Raw genomic sequence first — 21,651 nt, 5'->3', positions numbered from 1 at the left:
TTCTCCGACCCGGTACCGTCGTACGAGCTGTACGAAACCGTTTCGTTCACGAGCGGGGGCGTCGCCGGCGCGCGCCCGCGCCCGGAGGGCCCCGGCGGACGGCGAGGAGAGACCGGCATGGCAGGCACACGCTTCACACCCGAGCGGGAGGGCGAGCTCTACACCGCCGTCCTCGGCCTGCTCCGTGACGTGGGGTACGACGCCCTGACCATGGACGCCGTCGCCGCCCGCGCCCGCATCAGCAAGGCCACCCTCTACCGCCAGTGGGGGAGCAAGGCCGAACTGGTCGTGCGGGCGCTCAGATGCGAGAAACCCGTCTTCCTCGACGAGGTCGACACCGGCTCTCTCCGCGGCGACCTCGAAGCCGTCCTGGAGATGACCGACGACGACCGCCTGGAGCAGGACACCGCGCTGATGCGGGGCCTGATGCAGGCCGCCTCGGGCAGCGACGAACTCCACGACGCGCTGATCAGCCAGCTGATCAACCCGGAGACCGACGGCGTCGACACGCTGCTGCGCCGGGCCGTCGCGCGCGGCGAGGTCGCGGCCGACAACCCGGCGCTCGGTTACGTACCGCACATGATGATCGGCGCGCTCGCCGCGCGGCTGCTCATCGAGAACCGGCCGGTGGACCGGGCCTTCCTCCGCCACTACGTGCACTCCGTGGTCTTCCCCGCTCTCGGAGTCTGACCGCGCCGCCCGCCCCGCCGGGGCCGGGCGCCGCACCAACAGCACAGCGCAGCCGTGTACGAACACGCCGCGCCCCCGGGCGCGGCAGGCACCCGCCCGCCCGTACCTGACCGACACGCCGCTCTCGTCGTCGGGCTGAGCACCTGTGTCCCGACCCCTACGACCTGAACGGGAGTACGCCCTCCGTGGCCACTTTCCTGTATTCGATCGGACGGTTCGCCTTCCGGCGCCGCCGCTTCGTCGCCCTGGTGTGGGTGGCGCTGCTGGCGCTCGCCGGATTCGGCGCCGCCACCGCGTCCACCGCGACCTCCAACTCCTTCTCCATACCCGGCACGGAGGCGCAGCGCGCCTTCGACCTGCTGGAGGAGCGCTACCCGGAGCAGACCGCCGACGGGGCCTCGGCCCGCGTCGTCTTCAAAGCCCCCGACGGGGAGAAGATCACCGCCCCGGAGAACGCGGCCGAGGTCTCCGGCATCGTCAAGGAGCTGAAGGGCGGTTCGGACCAGATCGCGTCCATCTCCGACCCCTTCAGCAAGGAGGCCCCGGCGGTCAGCCGGGACGGCACCACCGCCTACACCACTGTCCAGTACGACGTCAGCTCCTTCGAACTGACCGAGGAGACCCGCGACTCCCTGGAGAGCGCCGGGGACGACGCCCGCGAGCGGGGCATGACCGTGGAGATCGGCGGTGACGCGCTGATGGTGATGCCGGAGACCGGCATCACCGAGGTCATCGGCGTGGTCGTCGCGGGCATCGTCCTGGTCGTCACCTTCGGCTCGCTGGTCGCCGCCGGACTGCCGCTGATCACCGCGCTGATCGGCGTCGGCATCGGCGTCTCCACCATCACCGCGCTCGCCTCCGTGATGGACCTCGGCTCCACCACCGCGACCCTCGCCATGATGATCGGCCTCGCCGTCGGCATCGACTACGCCCTCTTCATCGTCTCCCGCTACCGCGCCGAACTGGCCGAGGGCCGCGAGCGCGAGGAGGCCGCGGGCCGGGCCGTGGGCACCGCCGGCTCCGCCGTGGTCTTCGCCGGGCTGACCGTGGTCATCGCCCTGGCGGGCCTGGCCGTCGTCAACATCCCGATCCTCACCAAGATGGGTGTGGCCGCGGCGGGCACCGTCGTGCTGGCCGTCCTCGTCGCCATCACCCTCATCCCGGCCTTCCTCGGCTTCGCGGGCGAGCGGATCGTCTCCCGGAAGGACCGCAAGGCCCGCAAGGCCGCCGCCGAGCAGGCCGCCGCCACCGGCGAGGTCCTCGTCGGCGACACGCCGCGCGACAACGGCGGCACCCGGTGGGCCCGCTTCGTCCAGCGCCGCCCGGTCATGGTGCTGCTCGCCGGTGTGATCGGCCTCGGCGTCATCGCGATCCCCGCCTCCTCGCTGGAGATGGGACTCCCCGACGACGGCGCCCAGCCCACGTCCAGCTCGCCTCGCAAGGCGTACGACCTGCTCTCCGACGGGTTCGGGCCCGGTTTCAACGGCCCGCTGGTCGGCGCCGTCGACCTCAAGGGCAGCGACGACCAGGACGCCGTGCTGAAGCGGATCACCGGGGAGATCCAGAAGAACGACCACGTCGTCGCCGTGACACCGCCGATGCCGAACCAGGCCGGCGACACCGCGATGTTCCAGGTCATTCCCAAGGACCGGCCCAACTCCGCCGAGACCGAGGCGCTCGTCCACGACATCCGCGAGCTGGGCGACAAGATCAAGGCCGAGGACGGGGCCGAGGTCTTCGTCACCGGCGCCACCGCGATGAACATCGACTTCTCGCAGAAGATGAACGACGCGCTGCTGCCGTACCTGGCGCTCGTCGTCGGCCTCGCCTTCCTGCTGCTGATGGTGGTCTTCCGGTCGATCCTGGTGCCGCTCAAGGCCGCGCTCGGCTTCCTGCTCTCGGTGGTGGCCGCGCTGGGCGCCGTCGTCGCCGTCTTCCAGTGGGGCTGGCTCGGCGGGCTCTTCGGTGTCGAGCAGCCCGGCCCGATCATGAGCGTCATGCCGATCCTGATGGTCGGCGTGGTCTTCGGCCTCGCCATGGACTACGAGGTCTTCCTCGTCACCCGTATGCGCGAGGCGTACGTCCACGGCGAGTCGCCCTCGCAGGCCATCACCACCGGCTTCCGCCACGGCGCCCGCGTCGTCACGGCGGCGGCGGTCATCATGATCGCGGTCTTCGCCGGCTTCATCGGCTCCACCGAGCAGATGATCAAGATGATCGGCTTCGGCCTCGCCATCGCCGTCTTCTTCGACGCCTTCGTGGTGCGGATGGCGATCGTCCCGGCCGTCCTCGCCCTGCTCGGCCGGCACGCCTGGTGGCTCCCGCGCTGGCTGGACCGGGCCCTGCCCGACTTCGACGTGGAGGGCGACAAGCTCCGCAAGAAGCTCGACGAGTCCGTCGCCGAGGGCGGCGAGGGCAAGGAGGAGCGCGAGGCGGTCTCCGTCTGACGGTGGCCTTGGACCCGCTCGTCGGGGGCCCCGCACCGGGAGCCGGTGCGGGGCCCCCTCGCGTCCAAGGGCCCGCCGGCCTCAGCCCGGGGCGCCGGTCGGGGTCGTACCGGTGGTGCCGGTGGTCGCGGCGGCGGGCCCGGGCCGGTGGGCGGCGGCCGCCACGGCGGGCTCACCCGCCGGGCCCTCGGCGTGCGTGCGCCGCAGGAAGCGGATGAGGACCACCGAGTCGAACTGGATGACCAGCGGCTCCTCGCCCGGCGCGTGGAACTCCACCACCGTCTGCACCCGCCCGCACGGCCACACCCGGACCGCACCCTCGGTACGCGTGGTGCGCAGACCCGCCTCCAGCAGGGCGCGCGGAACCCTCCGGTCGGGTGAGGCGTACCCGCCGCCGGGGAAGTGGAGGACGACGGGGCACTCCGCGCCCGCCGCCGCGTCGGGGTCGTACCGCAGCAGGACCGGGACGGCGAGGTGGTCGTCGCCGTCGGTGACGATGTACCCACGGGCGCGCTGCTCGACTGCGGCGGTCATCGTTTCCGTCCTCCTGAGGCGAGGGCCGCGGCGAAGGCGGCCGGTGTGCGGGGGCCGCCGCGGCGACTCGTCCGGCGGGTCCCGCCCCGGCGGGCGACGGGACCCCTGCACTTCACATCTCCGTACTCCAGTGCCGTCATCGCCCGGAAGCGCGCCGCTTGTGCGACGAATATCCCATAAGCGGGTGAAATCCTCCTGGGGAGTTCTCGGCCCTTCCCCCCTCCGTGTGCTCCCGGCGGCCCTCCGTGGCGGATGGAGGCCGCCGGACCCCGGTCCGGGAAGGCCACCGCGTCTGTGACCATGGGACGGTGAACGACACCGCCGAGGCCACCGGCCACCCCGCCCCCGACGAACAGGACTCCGCGCCGGAACCCGTCGCCGTCCACGGCACGGTCGCCCCCGGCTACGAACCGGTCCGCGACGCCTTCGCCCGCAACTTCACCCACCGCGGCGACCGCGGCGCCGCCGTCACCGTCCACCGCCACGGCAGCCCCGTCGTCGACCTGTGGGCAGGCACCCGCGACCACGACTCCGCCGTCCCCAGGGAGCGCGGCACCGCGCAGGTCGTCCACTCCGTCACCAAGGGCGTCTCCGCCGCCGCCCTGCTCCTCCTCCACCAGCGCGGCCGTCTCGACCTCGACGCCCCGGTCAGCACGTACTGGCCCGAGTACGCCGCCGAGGGCAAGGGGCCGACCCTCGTCCGGCATCTGCTCGCCCACCGCGCCGGCGTCCCCGTCCTCGACCGGCCCCTCACCCCCGAGGAGGCCGCCCACCCCGGCACGGGCGCCGCCGCCGTCGCGGCGCAGGCCCCCGTCTGGGAACCGGGCACCGAGCACGGCTACCACGCGCAGACCTACAGCTGGCTCACCGGCGAACTCGTCCGCCGCGTCACCGGGGCGTCGCTCGGCCGCTACGTCGCCGAGGAGATCGCCGGGCCGCTCGGGCTCGACCTGTGGATCGGGCTGCCGGCCGCCGAGAAGGACCGCGTCGGGCGGTCCGGGCCCGTCTCGGCCCCCGAGCACGCCGGGCCCGGCCTGCGGCTGCGGCCCCGGAGGAACGTCCAGGACGCCTACCGCGACGCCGCCTCGCTCACCCGGCGCGCCTTCGACGCCGTCCACCCGCCCGCCGACGAGAACAGCCGCGAATACCACGCCGCCGAACTCCCCGGCGCCAACGGCATCGCCACCGCGCACGCCCTCTCCCGCTTCTACGCCGCCCTGATCGGCGCCGTCGAGCACGGGCCACGCCTCTTCGCTCCCGCCACCCTGGCTCTCGCTCGCACCGTCGAGTCCCAGGGGCCGGACCGCGTCCTCGTCGTCCCCACCCGCTTCGGCCCCGGCTTCATGCTCCACGGGCCCGCATCGCCCCTCCTCGCCGACGGCTCCTTCGGCCACCCGGGCCGCGGGGGCTCGCTCGGCTTCGCCGACCCCGAGTCCGGGATCTCCTTCGGCTACGTCACCAACGGCCTCCAGAGGACGGTCACGAACGACCCCCGGGCCCAGGCACTCATCCGCGCGGTGCGCGGGGTTCTCAAGGGCTAGCCTCAAGCGCCGGCCGGGCTTCTGGCCTCAGGCGCCGGCCGGACTGTCGTCGGGCCGCGCTCCGGCTGTCCGTGCCGGTTCAGGATGGCCTCAGGCGCCGGCCGGGCTGAGTGTGGGCGGAGCTGTGCCGGCCGTGCCGGTCCTTGATTGGCGTCCAGCGCCGGCCGGGCTGTCAGGGGCGCGGCTCGTTCGCCGTGTGGCCCTGCTCCACCCATGTCCCGGAGAGACCGAGAACTCTCCAGCCCGGCCGGCGTCTGAGGCCGATCGGTGACCGGCACGGTCACATCGGGAGGGCGGGGCGAACCCCAGTCACTCCCCAGCCCAGCCGGCGTCTGAGGCCGATCAGCGACGGGAGGGTGCGACAGCGGCACGTCGAGGTGAAACCCGGCTGCGACCTCAGCCCGGCCGGTGTTCGAGGCCGTCCAGGACCGGCACAGGTGAGGCGTGGCCCGGCCGCAATGCCGGCCCGGCCGGCGGTCGAGGCCGGTCTTCGAGCGGCACGGGCGGGGCGAGGCCCGGCCCCAACTCCAGCCCGGCCGGCGCTTGAGGCCCGTCGGGGACCGGCAAGGGCAGGGCGGGGCCCGGCCACGACGGCAGCCCGGCCGGCGTTCGAGGGGAGGAGCCCGGCCGGCGCCTGAGGCCGAGCCCGGGTCAGCCGACGTGGAGCATCAGCCCGATGCCCATGGCCATGACCGCTGCCGCCACCAGGCGGGGCGCCCCGAACCGCTCCTTGAAGAAGAAGGCCCCGATCAGGGCGCCCACGATGATCGAGGACTCCCGCAGCGCCGCCACGGGAGCGAGCGGCGCCCGCGTCTGCGCCCAGAGCACCAGCCCGTACGCGGCCATGGAGAGCGCGGCCCCGAGCAGCCCGCGCGCGGCGTGCGGCCGTAGCGAGGGCAGCAGCGCGCGCCCCCGCCGGGCCAAGGCGTACGCAGGGACGGCGAGGCCCTCCAGGATCATCAGCCAGGCGAGATAGCCGACCGGGGTCCCGGCGGCCCGCACCCCGGCGCCGTCCACCACGGTGTACGCGGCGATGGCGAGCCCCGTCGCCACGGCGGCGCTCAGCGCGGGCCAGTCGGGCCGCCGGCCGGAGCTGCGGACGCCCCAGAGGGCGAGCCCCAGCAGCCCGGCGCTGGCGAGCACGACGCCCGCCCCCTGCCAGCGGTCGAGCCGCTCGCCGAGCAGGACGGCGGCCAGCACGGTGACGACCAGCGGCGCGGTACCGCGGGCGATCGGATACATCTGGCCGAAGTCGCCGAGCGAGAACGACCGCATCAGCAGCAACTGGTAGCCGACGTGCAGCGCCGCCGACACCAGCAGGTACGGCCAGGCCCCGGCGGCGGGCAGCGCGGTGAAGCAGGCGATCACCCCGCCGATCACCGCGGCGCCGCCGCCGATCAAGGTGAACGCGGTCAGTTGGTCCTTGATGGCGTGGGCGAGGGCGTTCCACGCGGCGTGGGTGAAGGCGGCCAGCAGGACGGCCGCCGCGACCACGGGTGTCACGCGGTCGGCTCGCGCACGTCCACGAGGGTCGCCCCGGCATGGCGGACCAGGTCGGCCGGGGCCATCGGGAAGACGGTGTGCGGGGTGCCGGCGGCGGCCCACACCTCGGGGTGCGCCAGCAGGCGACGGTCGGCGAGGACCGGGGTGCGGGTGCGGTGGCCGAACGGCGGTACGCCGCCGATGGCGTACCCGGTGGTCTCCCGCACCAGGTCGGCCTTGGCGCGGGTCACCTTGGTGGCGCCGAGCGCGTCGCGGACCTGGTCGAGGCCGGCGCGCGAGGCGCCGTCGAGGAGGACCAGCACGGGCACGGGCCCCTCCGCGCCGGGCAGGCCGTGGGCGGCGAAGATCAGCGACTTGACGATGGCGTCCAGCTCGCAGCCGACGGCCGCCGCGGCCTCCTCGGCGGTGCGGGTCGCCTCGGGGAACTTCCGTACGCGTGCGGCCACCCCGGCCAGGCCGAGCTCCCGCAGAGCCTCGGCGAAGCGGGGGAGGACGACGGAGGGGGCGGCTTCCGGCACGCCCTCCGGGACGGCCGGCGCGGTGGTCTCGGATGTGCTCATGAGGCGCACCGTAACGGGGGGTGCGGCCGCCACGCGAGGGTGTCCCCCGGTGGTGGGGGTGCACGGGGAGCGCGCGGAGGCCGGTCGATCATGGTTCGGCCGGTCGCGGGCAGACGGGGTGTCAGGTGCAGGAGCCGCTGAGAGCCGCTGACAGGGGTGGGCAGAAGATGATCGACGAGGTGGCACCGGAACGCGGACCACGCGGACCACGCGGACCACGCGGAGAGGGGCCGGAGCCCGTGCGGAAGCGCCGGGGCGCCCGGCGGGCGCGGGGCGGGAGCGCGGGGGCGTGGCGGTCCCGGCTGACGGTGCGGTCCGGCTCGGTGGCGGTGGCGCTCGCCGTCGCCCTCCTGGTCGGACTGGGCCTGGCCTTCCAGGGATTCGCCCGGTGGGCGGGGGAGCATCCCGGCTGGGCCGTGCTGCTGGGGCTCGTCGCCGTACCCGTCGTGTACGCCCTGCTGCGGGGGATGCCGCGCGGCAGGGAACTGCGCCGGGCGGCGCGCGCGGGCATGGCGGAGGCGGAGGCCGACGCGGTGATCGCTGCCCGGACCGCCCGGGCCGAGGAGCCCCCGGCGGGCCCCCGCGCGGAGGCCGCGGTGCGCGCGGCCGGCGAGGCACCCCCACGCCCCGGCGCCGAGGAACCGACCCTGGTCGCCCCCTTCCGCGACGGCCGTACCGCCCCGCTGCCGGAACCCGCCCCGCCGGCGGAGGAGCCGTACGCGCCCGCGCCGGAGACCGCCGCTCTCACCGCGGCCGGCCTCGACGCAGTCGACCTCGCCGCGCTCGACTACGAGGCCCTGGACGCCGACGGCTTCGAGGAGGCGGTGGCCGCCCTGTGCCGCCGCGACGGCTGCCCCGACGCCGAGACCGTCGGCGGCGCGGGCGACCTCGGCGCGGATGTCCTGGCGACCGCCCCGGACGGGCGGCGCGTGGTCATCCAGTGCAAGCGGTACGGCCCCGACAACAAGGTCGGCTCCCAGGACCTCCAGCGCTTCGGCGGCACCTGCTGGAGCGTGCACGGCGCCCAGCTCGCCGTCCTCGTGACGACCAGTGAGTTCACCACGCCCGCCCAGGAGTACGCCGACTCCTGCGGCATACGCTGCGTCGACGGCGCCGGACTCGCCGCCTGGGCGGAGGGGCGTGGCCCCGCCCCCTGGGGGCCGGGGGCGACCGTCGGCTGACCCGCCCCCGGGCCGCGTACAACCGGCCAACCCTGCGACGGCATCCGGACAGGTTATGCGTGCGGTGACATGGCTATGCGTTCAGCCCGTACGGTGGCGCGAGCCCAGGAGGAGCTGAACCACTGTGTACGACCGCACCCTTGCCGTGCCGCGCGAGGAGCGGGGCCGGACCGTGATCTCGGTAGGCGTCGCCTGCTGCATGCACTGCCACCGCCTCACCGAGAGCCCCGTCCCCCTCCGCACCATCCGCAGCACCTGCGGCCCCGCCACCACCCTCTACGCCTGCCCGCCCTGCATGACGACACAGGGCAGCCGCGCCAACACCGCATCGGCCGCCGGCGGCCAGGCGACCACCGCCTCGGCCAACACCGCATCGGCCGCCGGCGGCCAGGCGACCACCGCCTCGGCCGCCGAGGCCCCGGCCGCCATCAGCCCGGCCGGCGTTTGAGGCCACCCGTGACCGGCAGGTCGCACGGCGGCCGGGTCGTGAACAGCCCGGCCACGAACGACCACGAACAGTCCGGCCGGCGCCTGAGGCCACCCCTCGGCCCCGCCGAGCACGCGCGGGTCACCGCGTGGCGTCGACCCAGGCGATGGCCCCCGCCACCAGAGTGATCAGCACGAGCCCCACCACGAGCGTCCCCAACAGAACGACCTTGCGCACGGACTGCGACTCCACGAGGCACCCTCCAACAGGCTGGGGAGACGAACGAGGACCGGACCGAGCCGGCCCGGCCGGAGGCGGGCCGGACCGGACCCAGCCGGCCCGGTGGACCGGCCCCCGTTCACCCCTACCCCCTCAGGAGCCCAGCAGCACCGCCCGGACCAACGGCCCTGCCGACGCTCCGCCCCGGCCGCCCTCCTGGATGACCGCGGCGGCCGCGACGTCCCCGCGCCAGGCGGTGAACCAGCCGTTCGGCTTCTTCTGGTTGTCCACCTCGGCACTGCCGGTCTTGGCACCGACGTCCGAGCCGAGCCCGGCCATGGGCTCCGCCCCGGACCCGGCGACGGCGGTGTGCGTGAGCAGCGCCTTGAGCTGGCTCTGCGCCGACGCCGAGAGCTTCCGCTCGGCCTTGGCCGTCGACCGGCCGTCGACCTCGGGGGAGACCAGGTAGGGCTGGTGGAACTCGCCGGTCTTGGCGGTGGCTATGACGGAGGCCATGTTCAGCGGGTTGGCGCGGACGCCGCCCTGTCCGATGAGCGAGGCCGCCATCGGGGCGTCCGACTGGACGGGCACGGCGCCGTCGAAGGTGGGCACCCCGATCGCCCAGTCGTCCTTGCCCAGCCCGAAGACCTGCTGCGCCTGCTTGGTCAGGTCGTCGTCCTTCAGCTTCTTCGCCTGGCTGATGAAGGCCGTGTTGCAGGAGGCGCCGAAGCTGTCCCGGAACGTACCGCCGGTGATCTTGAACTTCTCGACGTTCTGGAACTTCCAGCCCCCGTACGAGGAGTACTTGGGGCAGGGGTGCTTCTTGTCGATGCCCGCGAGGTCCTTCTCCAGCAGCATCGAGGCCGAGACGATCTTCATCGTGGAGCCGGGGGCCAGCGAGCCCTGGAGGGCGACGTTGAACCCCTCCGGCTTGGAGTTGGCGAAGGCGAGGATCTCCCCGGTGGAGGGGCGCAGCGCCACCACCGACGCCTTCTTCCGCTCCGCAACCTCCTTCTCCGCGGTGGCCTGGGCCTTGGCGCTGAGCGTGGTGTGCAGCGTGCCCTCCTCACCCTCGGTGAGGGTCACGAGGGTCTTGTCGGGGACGTCGTCGGCGTCCTGGGACTTGGCGCCGGGCTTGTCGTCGGAATCCTTGGCCGCCTCCTTCTCCGCGTCGGACTTCTCGGCCCGGACGATGCGGAGTTCGACACCGGGGGAGCCGCCGGCCTTGTCGCCGTACCGCTCGCGCAGGCTGTCCAGGACGGCGCCGAGCGAGGGGTACTTCTCCTTCGTCAGCTCCCCGCCGTCCCGGTCGAGAGCGCGGATCGGGGGCGTGCCGGCCTCGCCGGTCACCAGCTTGTCACCCTCGGCGAGGTCGGGGTGGAGGACGGAGGGCCGCCAGTGCACCAGCGGCCGGCCGTCGGCGGCGCGCCGCACCACGGTCAGCTCCGACTCGTACGCCCACGGCTTGCCGGTCTTCTCCCAGGTGACCGTGGTCGCCACCGAGAAGGGCACCTTCGTCTTGGCGCGCTTGCCCGCCCGGATCTCCACCGGACCCGTCTTCGCGCTCTTCGCGTACGCCTCCAGGGCGGCCCGGGCGGCGGCGGGGGCGTCGGTCCGGCGGGCGGCCTCGGCGGGCTCGCCCGCCGCCCACGCGTCGAGGAAGCGGGTCGCGGCACTCTTCACCTCGGCCGCCGTCAGCGGACCGGTGGGCACCGCGTCGGCCTGGTCGGCGGCCTCGTCCCCGCCGGTGAACGCCCAGGCACCCACGCCGGCGCCTATCACCACGGCGGCGGCCGCACCGATCACCGCGTACTTCCTGCTGTTGCCCCTCGGCTCGTGCTCCACCGCACGTCGTCTCTTGCCCACAGTCCCCTCCGCAGCTCCGCCGCCCCCTCGGCACCGACGCGCCCCAGCGTAGTGCCGAGGGCGGACAACCCGCCCCCTGGCCGGGGTACCCGGGGAGGGGCGCTCGCAGTCCCGTTCCGTACCCCGGTCAGGCGCCGGAGCGCAGGACGGCGGCGACGATCGGGCCGGCGCTCTCGCCGCCCCGCCCGCCCCGCTCGGCGACGGCGGCGACGGCCATATCGCCCCGGTAGGCGGTGAACCAGCTGTTGGCCGTCGCCTGCCCGTCGACCTCGGCCGAGCCGGTCTTGGCGCCGATGTCCCCGCCGAGCCCGGCCAGGGCGCCGGCCGCGCTGCCGGAGGTCGCGGTCCGGTGCATCATGGCGCGCAACTGCGCCGCGGTGCCCGGCGCCAGACCACGCGCCTCGGCCAGCGGTCCGTCGATCAGCTCGCGCGGAACCAGCACCGGCTGGCGGAACGCGCCGGTACGGGCGGTGGCGGTGACCGAGGCGAGAGTGAGCGGGTTCAGCTGGACCTGGCCCTGCCCGATCAGGGCGGCCGCGGTGTCCGGACCGCCCGAGGCGGGGACCTCGCCGTCGAAGGAGGGCACGCCGATGCGCCAGTCGTCGCGGGCGAGGCCGAAGACGTCCTGCGCCTGGCGGGTGAGGTCGTCGACCCTCAGCTCGTCGGCGAACTTCACGAAGGCGGTGTTGCAGGAGCGGGCGAAGCTGCCGGCGAGGGTGGCGTTCTCGTCGGGCGCGAGGCCCGGCAGGTTGCCGAAGGTCTGGCTCTGCCAGGTGGCCGAGGGCGGACAGGGCGCGGGCCGGTCGGCGGCGGTCAGGCCCTTGTCGATGAGGAGCGAGGCCGAGACGATCTTCATCGTCGACCCGGGTGCGAGCCGGCCGAGGAGGGACGCGTGGAAGCCGTCCGCACGATGGTCGGCCACGGCCAGGATCTCCCCGGTGCTGGGCCGCAGTGCCACCACGGACGCCTCCGCCCGCCCGGCCACCGCCTGCTCGGCGGCGCGCTGGGCGGGGGCGGAGAGCGTGGTGCGCACGGTGCCGGGCTTGCCCTCGGCGAGGGTCAGCAGGGTCTGCCGGGGCGCGCTGCTCCCGGGGTCGATCCACAGCTCGACGCCGGGCTCGCCACCCGCCTGCTTGCCGTACCGGTCCCGCAACGTGTCCAGCAGTGGCCTCAGCGAGGGGTGTTCGGAGCGCTTCAGCTCCTGGCCCGCCCGGTCGACGAGGCGGATCGGCGGCACCTCGGCCTCCCCCGACCCCAGGGTGTCCCCCGCCTGGAGGTCCGGGTGGAGCACCTGGGGCGCCCAGTCCACCAGCGGCCGGCCCGTCGTCTCCCCCCGGACCACCTCCAGTTCGCCCTCGTACTTCCAGGTGCCCCGGTGCTCGCCGACGGAGACGGTGGCCTCGACCGCGTAGCCGACGGTGCGGCCGACCGGCTCCTCGGCGGTGACGCGCACGTGGCTGACGTGGGCGGCCTCGAAGTAGTCGGTGAGCGCGCTCCGGGCGGCGACGGCGTTGTCGGTGAGCTGCGCGGCCCCGGGCGCGTCCTGGCGGGACCAGGCCGCGAAGAACGCCTTCGCCGCCTCGGCCGTCTCCGCGCGGGTCGGCGGCCCGGAAGGCTTCTCGTCGGCGGCCTCGGCCTCGTCCTTCCCTCCCAGGTCCCCGACCAGCTCGTACATGCCGAACCCGGCGGCCCCCACCATGCCCAGAAACACCCCGCCGACCAGCGCGGCCTTGGCTCCGTTGCGCACGGAATCGTCCCCTCCCCGTGTCCCCGGCGACTATTTGAACGTGTTCAACCAGCCGCCCTCCGGGTGCACTTTAGGCGCAGGCGCGGTCACCCGGAGGTGAAAAAGCGGCGAACGTACCCTGGAATAGGCCATTCCGTCACCTGCCGCCCGGCTCCACCCGCTCCGCCGCCTCCGCCCGTCGGTACGTTCGCAGCCGGAACCGCCGCCCCCGCTTCAGCGGTCAGCGGACAACGCCCCCTCCCTGCCCGGGCGTTGACATGATCGCCCGGTAGGTCGCCAGCCCGGACGGAAGGACACCCGTGCCCGCGTACGTCATCGCCCATCTCCAGGACTCCGCGCCGCACCCCGACATCGCCGAGTACATCGAACGCCTCCCCGCGACCTTCGAGCCGTACGGCGGCCGCTTCCTCGTCCACGTCACCCCGCACGAGACGGTCGAGGGCACCTGGCCCGGCGCCGTCGTCATGATCGGCTTCCCCGACCTCCCCCAGGCCAGGGCCTGGTGGAACTCGCCGGCGTACCAGGAGGCAGCCCCCCTGCGCTCCCGGCACATCGAGGGCGACATCATCATCGTCGAAGGGGTCCCGGAGGGGTACGACCCGACCGAGACGGCGAAGGCGATGCGGGAGGCGGCGGGCGAATAGCACTCACCTGCAGCTGGCCGGCCGCCCTGTCGTCAGGTCCGCCCGCGCCGCCTGGTGCAGCCCGTTGAGCGCCTCCACGAGAGGCACGTCGAGTGCGGCAGCCCCGCTGTCGGGCTTCCGGGCGGCCCGCAGCAACTCCCACGTCCGCCGGTTGACCTCGTGCGCGGCGGTGGCGGCCTTGTCGTTGCCGAGCAGGACGAACGTCTCGAAGAGGATCGACCTCTTGTTCTCGCTCGTCTCCATCTCCCACAACGCCTCGGACGGGTCCGTTCCCTGATCGCGGGCCCGTCCGGCAGCCATGGCCGCGCGACTGATCTCCTTGACGCACGTCACGTACTGGATGTACGTGTCGAGCTTCCGCTCGTCCCATCGGGTGGTCATCTCCCGCCGGAACTTGGCACGTTCCACAGCCGTCGTCAGGTGTGGACGGGCGACACGGGCTCCGCGTTCGCGGACCTTCGCGGACCTCCTGCCGGACCGGAAGATCGCCCCGCAGCAGTCGCGCCCCCCGACGGCCCCGGCCGTGCGCCTGACCGGACGCCTGCCGGGAGCCGCCCCTCCCGGCGGACCGCGCCCCCTACACCCAGGTGTCCAGCCACATCCTCTGCTGCCACTGGTCCACCGGGATCGGCTCCCCCGTGTACAGCGGCCAGAAGTAGATGAAGTTCCACAGGACGAGGAGGACGATCACGCCTGCCGTCGCGGCGCCCGCCATGCGGCGGCGTTCCGAGGAGCCGGGTGGGCCGATGAGCGCGCCGAGGAACATGGCGAGGGCGAGGCAGAGGAAGGGGACGAAGACGACGGCGTAGAAGACGAAGATGGTGCGTTCCTGGTAGGCGAACCAGGGGAGGTAGCCCGCGGCGACGCCGCACAGGAGGGCGCCGGCGCGCCAGTCGCGGCGCAGGCCCCAGCGCCAGAGGCAGTAGGCGACGGCGAAGCAGGCGGCCCACCACAGGGCGGGGGTGCCGAGGGCGAGGACCTCGCGGGCGCACTTGTCCACGGTGCCGGCGGGGCAGCCGTCCTTGCCGGGGGCCGGGGACTCGTAGAAGTACGAGACGGGGCGGCCGGCGACCAGCCAGGACCAGGGGTTGGACTCGTAGGTGTGGCCGGAGTTCAGGCCGACGTGGAAGTCGTAGACCTTGTTCTCGTAGTGCCACAGGCTGCGCAGCCAGTCGGGGAGCCAGGTGAAGGAGCCGCCCTGCCCGGCGGTGGCGGCCCAGTCGCGGTAGTAGCCGCCGGTGCCGTCGGCGGGGGAGGCGATCCAGGCGGCCCAGGAGGCGACGTAGGTGGCGATCGCGACCGGGACCGTGGAGACGAAGGCGGGGAGGATGTCGCGGCGGAGCACGGCGGCGTAGGGGCGGCGGGCTCCGGCGACACGGCGGGCGCCGACGTCCCAGGCGACGGTGAGCAGGCCGAAGGCGGCCAGGATGTACAGGCCGTTCCACTTGGTGGCGAAGGCGAGGCCCAGGCACAGGCCGGCCGCGAGGCGCCAGGGGCGCCCGCCGAGGCGCAGGGTGCCGGCGATGCCGGAGTCGGGGCGGGTGACGCCGTCCGCGCCGACCGGGAGCGCCGCCGCCAGCCGGGCCCTCGCCCTGTCGCGGTCGATGAGCAGGCAGCCGAAGGCGGCCAGGACGAAGAACATCAGCACCAGGTCGAGCAGGGCGGTGCGGCTCATCACGAAGTGCAGGCCGTCGACGGCCAGCAGCAGCCCGGCCAGGCAGCCGAGGAAGGTGGAGCGGAACAGGCGGCGGCCGATCCGGCAGAGCATCAGCACCGACAGGGTGCCGAGCAGCGCGGTCATGAACCGCCAGCCGAACGGCTCGAACCCGAACAGCCACTCGCCGATCCCGATGACGTACTTGCCGACCGGCGGATGGACGACGTACGAGGCGTCCGTGGGGATCTGGACGGCGGACGGATCGGCGAGGACGGAGGAGTCGGCGTTCTTCGGCCAGCTCACCTCGAAGCCCCGGTGGATGAGCGCCCACGCGTCCTTGGCGTAGTACGTCTCGTCGAATATCACCGCCTTCGGGCTGCCCAGGTTCCAGAACCGCAGCACCCCGGCGACCAGTGCCACCAGCAGCGGCCCGCCCCACGCGGAGAGGGCCACCAGCCGCCCCGCCGTCGCCTCGCCGATGCCCAGGTGGCGCCAGAGCCGCGGATCGGGCTCGGTGTACGGCGGCACCAGCCGCTCCCGCACCCCCTGTCGCGGGCGCGCCGTGTACCCGAATCTGCGCAGCCGCTGCGGCCACAGCTGCGAGGTCGGGTCGGGCCGGTCCGTGGGGGCCCCGGTCGAGGAGGCGGTCTTGGTCACCGGGTCATCGTAGGGAACCGCCCCGGACAGGTCCCGCCCCCGTGCCGGTGCCGTGCGGCAGCCGGGCGGAAACGTCCCTTCCGTCCGGCCGCGAGGGCGCCGCCCGCGGCTGCGAGGATGGAGCGGTGACAGGAACCGGAACCCTCGTACTCGCAGGCACCCCCATCGGCGACACCGCCGACGCCCCGCCCCGGCTCGCCGCCGAGCTGGAGCGCGCCGACGTCATCGCCGCCGAGGACACCCGCCGGCTGCGCCGCCTCACCCAGGCCCTCGGCGTCCACACCACCGGACGCACCGTCTCCTACTTCGAGGGCAACGAGAGCGCCCGCACCCCCGAGCTGGTCGAGGAGCTGGCCCAGGGCGCCCGGGTGCTGCTGGTCACCGACGCGGGCATGCCCTCGGTCTCCGACCCCGGCTACCGGCTGGTCGCCGCCGCCGTCGAGCGGGGCCTGCGCGTCACCGCGGTGCCCGGCCCGTCCGCCGTCCTGACCGCGCTCGCCCTCTCCGGACTGCCGGTGGACCGGTTCTGCTTCGAGGGGTTCCTGCCGCGCAAGGCCGGGGAGCGGCTCGGGCGGCTGCGCGAGGTCGCCGGCGAGCGCCGCACCCTGGTCTACTTCGAGGCGCCGCACCGGCTCACCGCCACCCTGGAGGCGATGACCGAGGTCTTCGGCGCCGAGCGCCGCGCCGCCGTCTGCCGGGAGCTGACCAAGACGTACGAGGAGGTGCGGCGCGGCGGCCTCGGCGAGCTGGCCGTGTGGGCGGCGGAGGGGGTGCGCGGCGAGATCACGATCGTGGTCGAGGGGGCGCCCGAGGCCGGGCCCGCCGGTCTGGACGACGCGGAGCTGGTGCGCCGGGTCCGGGACCGCGAGGAGGCGGGGGAGCGCCGCAAGGAGGCCATCGCCGCCGTCGCCGCCGAGGCGGGGCTGCCCAAGCGGCAGGTCTTCGATGCCGTCGTCGCGGCAAAGAACGCGGAACGAAACGGACCGAAGTGAGGTAAAGGGCTAGCCTGAAAGGTAAAGCGGGGGGCATCGGCGAGGCCGCCCCGCCATGGCGGCCCCAAATCCCGTCCATGATGCGACTGGCCCCGATGCGCCCCGGTCCCCGCAGGAGTCCACTGGTGGGAGACGACCGAAGGAGTCGGCATGAGCCAGACATCGCGGACAGGTACCCCCTCCGGTACTTCCGGCCCGACCTCCCGATCCCGGGCCCCCGAGGCCCCGATCCCCCGCGAGCCCGTCGACACCGTGCACGAGGCGTACTCGTTCGCCTGCCTGCGGTGCGGACACGGGTGGGAGCAGGAGTACGACGTCCAGCGCTTCGTCGACCAGGACGGGCACGAGTTCTTCCTCCACCTCGCCGACGGGCACCGGGTGCCCTCGCCGCTGACGCGGCCCACCTGCCTCAACTGCGGCGGCCACGTCGTGCGGATCATGCAGGCGGGGCGGGTGGCCGCCGCCAAGGCGGCCCTGCGCGGCACCGCCTCGGGTGACACCGACTCCGCGCGGGGCGGCATGGAGGCGCACGTGCCCAGCGAACGGTCCCGGCCCCGCGACGACGGAGGCGGCGCGGCCTCGGGCGGGCGTCGCCGGTCCCTGTGGTCCCGGATCTTCGGGGCGGGGTAGCCGCCGGTCAGCCGGGCGACGGTCCGCCCGGGGCCGGACCGGCCCCGGGCCCGGCCCGACGGCCGGAATCCGGCCGTGATGGCCCGGCTTCGGGCGCGGTCCCTTGACGGGGCGTATGCGGAGCGGGACGCTCCTGGGGTCTGAGTGACTGGTTCAGACCACTAGGAGTAGTCGTGCCTCGTCGTCGTCACCGCTCCACCAGCACCTGCCTGCTCGTCGCCACCGCGACCGCGTTCTCCTGCCTGGCCCCCGTGGCGGCCGCCCGTTCCTCGCCCGCCGGGGCGGCCGAGGCGGCCGACGTCCGGCTGCCCCCGGTGTCGCCCACCCCGCGGTCCATGGAGCGCGTGGGGGACGACGCCGCCGTCACCCGGCGGGTGACCGTGGTCGCGGACGAGGAGACCGACGCCGCCGCCCGGGACCGCCTGGTCCGCGAGCTGAAGGCGCACGGGGCGCACCGCGTCGACGTGGTCGCCCCCGACGCCGTACCGGGGCCGGCCGCGAAGTCGCTGACCGTACGCCTCGGACCGGCCGTCCGCGGCGACATCGCCCGCTCGCTGGCGGGGACCTCCGTGCCCGGGCAGGCGGAGGGGTACGCCCTGCGGGTCGCGGGAGGCCGCTCCGGCGGCTCGGTGACGCTCGCGGGCACGGACGCCACCGGGCAGTTCTACGCGGTGCAGAGCCTGCGCCAGCTCTTCCAGCGGGCCGGCGGCGCCTGGAGGATCGCCGGTGCCGCCGTCTCCGACCACCCGGCCATGCCCCTGCGCGGCACCGTCGAAGGCTTCTACGGCACCCCCTGGACCCACGCCGAACGCCTCGACCAGATGGACTTCCACGGCGACGTGAAGGCCAACACCTACATCTACGCCCCCAAGGACGACCCCTACCACCGCGACAAGTGGCGGGAGCCCTACCCCGAGGACAAGGCCGCCGAGCTGGGCGAACTGGTCGAGCGCGCCACCGCCAACCACGTCCGTTTCACCTTCGCCGTCTCACCCGGCGCCTCGGTCTGCTACTCCGACCCGGACCACGTCGAGGACCTCAAGGCCAAACTCCAGGCCCTCTACGACCTCGGCACCCGCGCCTTCTCCGTCCCGCTGGACGACATCGACTACACGAGCTGGAACTGCGAGGCGGACCGCGCCGCCTACGGCGAACCCGGCCGGGAGGCGGCCGCCCGCGCCCAGAGCGACCTCCTCAACGACGTGCAGCGCACCTTCATCGCCACCCACGAGGGCAGCCACCCGCTCCAGACGGTCCCCACCGAGTACGGCGACCTCACCGACACCGCCTACAAGCAGACGCTCCGCACGCGGCTCGACGGTGAGGTCGAGGTGATGTGGACCGGCACCGACGTGGTCCCGCCGGAGATCACCAACGACCAGGCCGAGGCGGCCTCCGCGCTGTTCGGCCGGAAGGTCTTCGTCTGGGACAACTACCCGGTCAACGACTTCGGCAACACCAGCGGCCGTCTGCTGCTCGCCCCCTACGACAAGCGTGAGGCGGGCCTCTCCGGCCACCTCGCCGGCATCGTCGCCAACCCGATGAACCAGCCGTACGCCAGCAAGGCCGCCGTCTTCGGCGCGGCGGCCTTCACCTGGAACGACACCGCGTACGACGCCGAGGCCACCTGGCGGCAGGCGATGGCGTACCTGGCGGGCGGCGACCGCCGGGCGACCGGGGCGCTGCTGGTCCTCGGCGACCTGGAACACCTGGCGCCCACCTTCGGCGACACCCCCTGGCAGCCCCAGGCGCCCGAGCTGGCCCGGCGCACCGCCGCCTTCTGGCGGACCTGGGACGCGGGCGAGGAGGCCGGCGCCGTCCGCGCGCTCAGGCCGTACGCGAAGGCGATCGCCGAGGCGCCCGCCACGATCCGGAGCGGCGCCGTCGAGCCCGGCTTCGTCACCGACGCCGCCCCGTGGCTCGACGCCACCGCCCTCTGGGGCGAGGCGGCCGTCGCCATGACCGGCGCCCTCGACGCCTGGCAGTCCGGGGACCAGGACGAGGCCCGCCGGCTGGTGCGGGAGTCCGAGGGCTACCAGGAGCAGGCCCGGGCCGTCCGCGTCGACCCGCCCCGCAACTCCTGGGGCGCGGTCCGGCCGAAGGTCGGGGACGGCGTCCTGGACGCCTTCCTCGCCGAGGCCGCCGACCGCCTGGCCTGAGCCGAGGCACCGGGGCCGGGCGGCGGTGAACGGGACCGCCGCCGGGCTCCGTAGCATCGGAGGCATGAGTCGTGAAGGTCGTGAACAAGGGGCGCCGCCGCTGCCGGAGGCGCTGACGGTCGAGGTCGCCGATTCCCACACGCATGTCGACATGCAGGCGGACTCGATGGACGAGACCCTGGCCAAGGCGGCCTCCGTCGGTGTGACCACGCTGGTGCAGGTCGGCTGCGACGTGGCTGGTTCCCGCTGGGCCGCCGAGGTCGCCGGGGAGTACGAGCGGGTCCACGCCGCCGTCGCCCTGCACCCCAACGAGGCCCCGCGCGTCGTCCTCGGCGACCCCGACGGCTGGTCCCGCCAGGGTGCGCGCCCGGCAGGCGGTGAGGCCGCCCTCGACGAGGCCCTCGACCAGATCGAGGCACTGGCGGCCCTGCCCCAGGTCCTCGGCGTCGGCGAGACCGGCCTCGACCACTTCCGCACCGGCCCCGAGGGCATGGCCGCCCAGGAACACTCCTTCCGCGCCCACATCGAACTGGCCAAGCGCCACGACAAGGCCCTGGTGATCCACGACCGCGAGGCCCACGCCGACGTCCTGCGCATCCTCCGCGAGGAGGGCGCCCCCGACCGCACCGTCTTCCACTGCTTCTCCGGCGACGCCGAGATGGCCGAGACCTGCGCGCGCCACGGCTACTTCATGTCCTTCGCCGGAAACATCACCTTCAAGAACGCCCAGCCGCTGCGCGACGCCCTCAAGGCCGCCCCGCGGGAACTCCTCCTGGTGGAGACCGACGCCCCCTTCCTCACGCCGGCCCCCCACCGAGGCCGCCCCAACGCCCCGTACCTCATCCCCCTCACGGTCCGCGCCATGGCCAAGACCCGGGAGGAATCCACCGAGGAGCTGGCCAAGGCCCTCGCCGCCAACACCGCCCGAGCCTTCGGCTACCCCCTCGGAGACTGACCCCGCCCCCACCACCAGCGAACGAGCCACCCTGCTGACACCCCGGCCGGCGCCTGAAGCCAACCGGCGACCGCCACGGCCGGCGACCATCCCGTCGGACCAGCCCCAGCCCTCACCTCAGCCCGGCCGGCGTTCGAGGCCATCTGTGACCGGTGCGGTCGGGGACGAGCCACCCCCACCCCGGCCCGGCCGGCGCTGGAGGCCGTCACGGACCGGCGGGGCCGAACGGGACGGACGGCCGAGGACCGCCCAGCCGGCGCCTGCGGCAACCCCCCGGCGGGAGCCCCGTACGCTTGACCGGTGACCAGCCCCACTGACCCCCAGCCGCGGGAGACCCCCCTGTCCCCCGGACAGGACGCCCTCCTCGGCCCGGGCGACATCCGCGACCTAGCCACGGCCCTGGGCGTACGCCCCACCAAGCAGCGCGGCCAGAACTTCGTCATCGACGCGAACACCGTCCGCCGGATCATCCGCACCGCCGACGTCCGCCCCGACGACGTGGTGGTGGAGGTCGGCCCGGGCCTCGGCTCCCTGACCCTGGGCCTCCTGGAGACCGCGGACCGGGTGGTCGCGGTGGAGATCGACGACACCCTCGCCGCCGCGCTCCCCGCCACCGTGGAGGCCCGGCTCCCCGCGCGCGCGGCGCACTTCGCGCTGGTCCACGCCGACGCCCTGCGCGTCACCGAGCTGCCGGGCCCGCCGCCCACCGCGCTCGTCGCCAACCTGCCGTACAACGTCGCCGTCCCCGTGCTGCTGCACATGCTGGAGCGGTTCCCCACCATCGAGCGGACGCTCGTCATGGTGCAGGCCGAGGTCGCGGACCGGCTCGCCGCCGCCCCCGGCTCGAAGGTGTACGGCGTGCCCTCGGTGAAGGCGAACTGGTACGCCGAGGTCAAGCGGGCCGGCGCGATCGGCCGGAACGTCTTCTGGCCCGCGCCCAACGTCGACAGCGGCCTGGTCTCCCTGGTCCGCCGTGCCGAGCCCCCGGCGACGAAGGCCCGCCGCGAGCAGGTCTTCGCGGTGGTCGACGCCGCCTTCGCCCAGCGCCGCAAGACGCTGCGGGCCGCCCTGTCCGGCTGGGCCGGGTCGGCCGCGGCCGCCGAGGCCGCGCTGGTCGCCGCCGGGATCTCCCCGCAGGCCAGGGGCGAGTCGCTGACGGTCGAGGAGTTCGCCGCCATCGCCGAGCACGCTCCCGCCCGCTGACCCGGCCCGCACGCCGCACCCCACCCCCGACCCCTCCCG

Annotated in this window: 18 protein-coding genes; 11 read left to right on the top strand and 7 right to left on the bottom strand. The window is 74.4% G+C overall.

Going from position 1 to position 21,651, the window contains the following annotated elements; all coding sequences use genetic code 11:
- Positions 1 to 117 precede the first annotated feature (117 nt).
- Together Sdia_RS28855 and Sdia_RS28850 are read left to right on the top strand one after the other, a co-directional pair.
- Positions 118 to 690: a TetR/AcrR family transcriptional regulator gene (locus Sdia_RS28855; protein WP_100456873.1), complete on the top strand. Its 573-nt coding sequence runs from the start codon at positions 118 to 120 to the stop codon at positions 688 to 690.
- A 185-nt stretch (positions 691 to 875) separates the two neighbouring features.
- The gene (locus tag Sdia_RS28850) at positions 876 to 3,137 is read left to right on the top strand and encodes an MMPL family transporter (protein WP_115067838.1); all 2,262 of its coding nucleotides are present in this window, start codon (positions 876 to 878) and stop codon (positions 3,135 to 3,137) included.
- Positions 3,138 to 3,218: 81 nt separating this feature from the next.
- On the opposite strand, the gene Sdia_RS28845 is transcribed toward Sdia_RS28850, so the two are convergent.
- Positions 3,219 to 3,671: an SsgA family sporulation/cell division regulator gene (locus tag Sdia_RS28845; RefSeq protein ID WP_100456871.1), complete on the bottom strand. Its 453-nt coding sequence runs from the start codon at positions 3,669 to 3,671 to the stop codon at positions 3,219 to 3,221.
- 308 nt (positions 3,672 to 3,979) lie between these two features.
- On the opposite strand from Sdia_RS28845, the gene Sdia_RS28840 reads away from it, so the two are divergent.
- The gene (locus tag Sdia_RS28840; protein WP_189500106.1) at positions 3,980 to 5,212 is read left to right on the top strand and encodes a serine hydrolase domain-containing protein; all 1,233 of its coding nucleotides are present in this window, start codon (positions 3,980 to 3,982) and stop codon (positions 5,210 to 5,212) included.
- Between the two features lie 651 nt (positions 5,213 to 5,863).
- On the opposite strand, the gene Sdia_RS28835 is transcribed toward Sdia_RS28840, so the two are convergent.
- Positions 5,864 to 6,715 carry an EamA family transporter gene (locus tag Sdia_RS28835; RefSeq protein WP_100456868.1) on the bottom strand — a complete coding sequence of 284 codons (852 nt, stop codon included), beginning with the start codon at positions 6,713 to 6,715 and terminating at the stop codon, positions 5,864 to 5,866.
- Positions 6,712 to 7,275: a YbaK/EbsC family protein gene (locus Sdia_RS28830; protein WP_100456866.1), complete on the bottom strand. Its 564-nt coding sequence runs from the start codon at positions 7,273 to 7,275 to the stop codon at positions 6,712 to 6,714. Before Sdia_RS28830 ends, Sdia_RS28835 begins: the two co-directional genes overlap by 4 nt.
- A 167-nt stretch (positions 7,276 to 7,442) precedes the next feature.
- On the opposite strand from Sdia_RS28830, the gene Sdia_RS28825 reads away from it, so the two are divergent.
- On the top strand, positions 7,443 to 8,456 hold the full coding sequence (locus Sdia_RS28825) for a restriction endonuclease (protein WP_189500105.1): 1,014 nt from the start codon (positions 7,443 to 7,445) through the stop codon (positions 8,454 to 8,456).
- Between the two features lie 124 nt (positions 8,457 to 8,580).
- Entirely contained in the window at positions 8,581 to 8,904 is a 324-nt protein-coding gene (locus Sdia_RS28820) for a hypothetical protein (protein ID WP_100456863.1), read from the top strand.
- Between the two features lie 351 nt (positions 8,905 to 9,255).
- On the opposite strand, the gene Sdia_RS28815 is transcribed toward Sdia_RS28820, so the two are convergent.
- Together Sdia_RS28815 and Sdia_RS28810 are read right to left on the bottom strand one after the other, a co-directional pair.
- Positions 9,256 to 10,968, bottom strand: a complete 1,713-nt coding sequence (locus Sdia_RS28815; protein WP_100456861.1) for a penicillin-binding transpeptidase domain-containing protein — start codon at positions 10,966 to 10,968, stop codon at positions 9,256 to 9,258.
- Positions 10,969 to 11,095: 127 nt separating this feature from the next.
- Positions 11,096 to 12,715, bottom strand: coding sequence for a penicillin-binding transpeptidase domain-containing protein (locus Sdia_RS28810; RefSeq protein WP_164494971.1), 1,620 nt, complete (start codon positions 12,713 to 12,715; stop codon positions 11,096 to 11,098).
- A gap of 299 nt (positions 12,716 to 13,014) precedes the next feature.
- Between Sdia_RS28810 and Sdia_RS28805 the strand changes: the two genes are divergently transcribed.
- On the top strand, positions 13,015 to 13,359 hold the full coding sequence (locus Sdia_RS28805) for a DUF1330 domain-containing protein (RefSeq protein WP_100456859.1): 345 nt from the start codon (positions 13,015 to 13,017) through the stop codon (positions 13,357 to 13,359).
- A 3-nt stretch (positions 13,360 to 13,362) separates the two neighbouring features.
- Here Sdia_RS28805 and Sdia_RS28800 read toward each other — a convergent pair whose 3' ends face one another.
- A complete protein-coding gene (locus tag Sdia_RS28800; RefSeq protein ID WP_229830860.1) occupies positions 13,363 to 13,740 on the bottom strand; it encodes a hypothetical protein in 378 nt (125 codons plus the stop codon).
- 196 nt (positions 13,741 to 13,936) lie between these two features.
- Positions 13,937 to 15,673, bottom strand: a complete 1,737-nt coding sequence (locus Sdia_RS28795) for a dolichyl-phosphate-mannose--protein mannosyltransferase (RefSeq protein WP_100456835.1) — start codon at positions 15,671 to 15,673, stop codon at positions 13,937 to 13,939.
- Positions 15,674 to 15,798: 125 nt separating this feature from the next.
- On the opposite strand from Sdia_RS28795, the gene rsmI reads away from it, so the two are divergent.
- The 5 genes from rsmI (at position 15,799) to rsmA (ending at position 21,612) form a co-directional block, all read left to right on the top strand.
- The gene (gene rsmI / locus Sdia_RS28790) at positions 15,799 to 16,665 is read left to right on the top strand and encodes a 16S rRNA (cytidine(1402)-2'-O)-methyltransferase (protein ID WP_100456834.1); all 867 of its coding nucleotides are present in this window, start codon (positions 15,799 to 15,801) and stop codon (positions 16,663 to 16,665) included.
- Between the two features lie 150 nt (positions 16,666 to 16,815).
- Positions 16,816 to 17,295 (top strand): FmdB family zinc ribbon protein, encoded by a 480-nt coding sequence (locus Sdia_RS28785; RefSeq protein WP_100456833.1) that lies wholly within the window; start codon positions 16,816 to 16,818, stop codon positions 17,293 to 17,295.
- A 173-nt stretch (positions 17,296 to 17,468) separates the two neighbouring features.
- Positions 17,469 to 19,454, top strand: coding sequence for a glycoside hydrolase family 84 protein (locus Sdia_RS28780; protein WP_189500104.1), 1,986 nt, complete (start codon positions 17,469 to 17,471; stop codon positions 19,452 to 19,454).
- Positions 19,455 to 19,518: 64 nt separating this feature from the next.
- Positions 19,519 to 20,409 carry a TatD family hydrolase gene (locus tag Sdia_RS28775; protein WP_100456831.1) on the top strand — a complete coding sequence of 297 codons (891 nt, stop codon included), beginning with the start codon at positions 19,519 to 19,521 and terminating at the stop codon, positions 20,407 to 20,409.
- A 339-nt stretch (positions 20,410 to 20,748) separates the two neighbouring features.
- Positions 20,749 to 21,612, top strand: coding sequence for a 16S rRNA (adenine(1518)-N(6)/adenine(1519)-N(6))-dimethyltransferase RsmA (gene rsmA / locus Sdia_RS28770; protein WP_100456985.1), 864 nt, complete (start codon positions 20,749 to 20,751; stop codon positions 21,610 to 21,612).
- The last annotated feature ends 39 nt before the right edge of the window (positions 21,613 to 21,651 follow it).

The organism is Streptomyces diastaticus subsp. diastaticus (assembly GCF_011170125.1).
GTDB classification, from domain to species: domain Bacteria; phylum Actinomycetota; class Actinomycetes; order Streptomycetales; family Streptomycetaceae; genus Streptomyces; species Streptomyces diastaticus.
The sequence above is the reverse complement of the archived record's forward strand: the minus strand, read 5'-3'. Positions and strand labels throughout refer to the sequence as shown.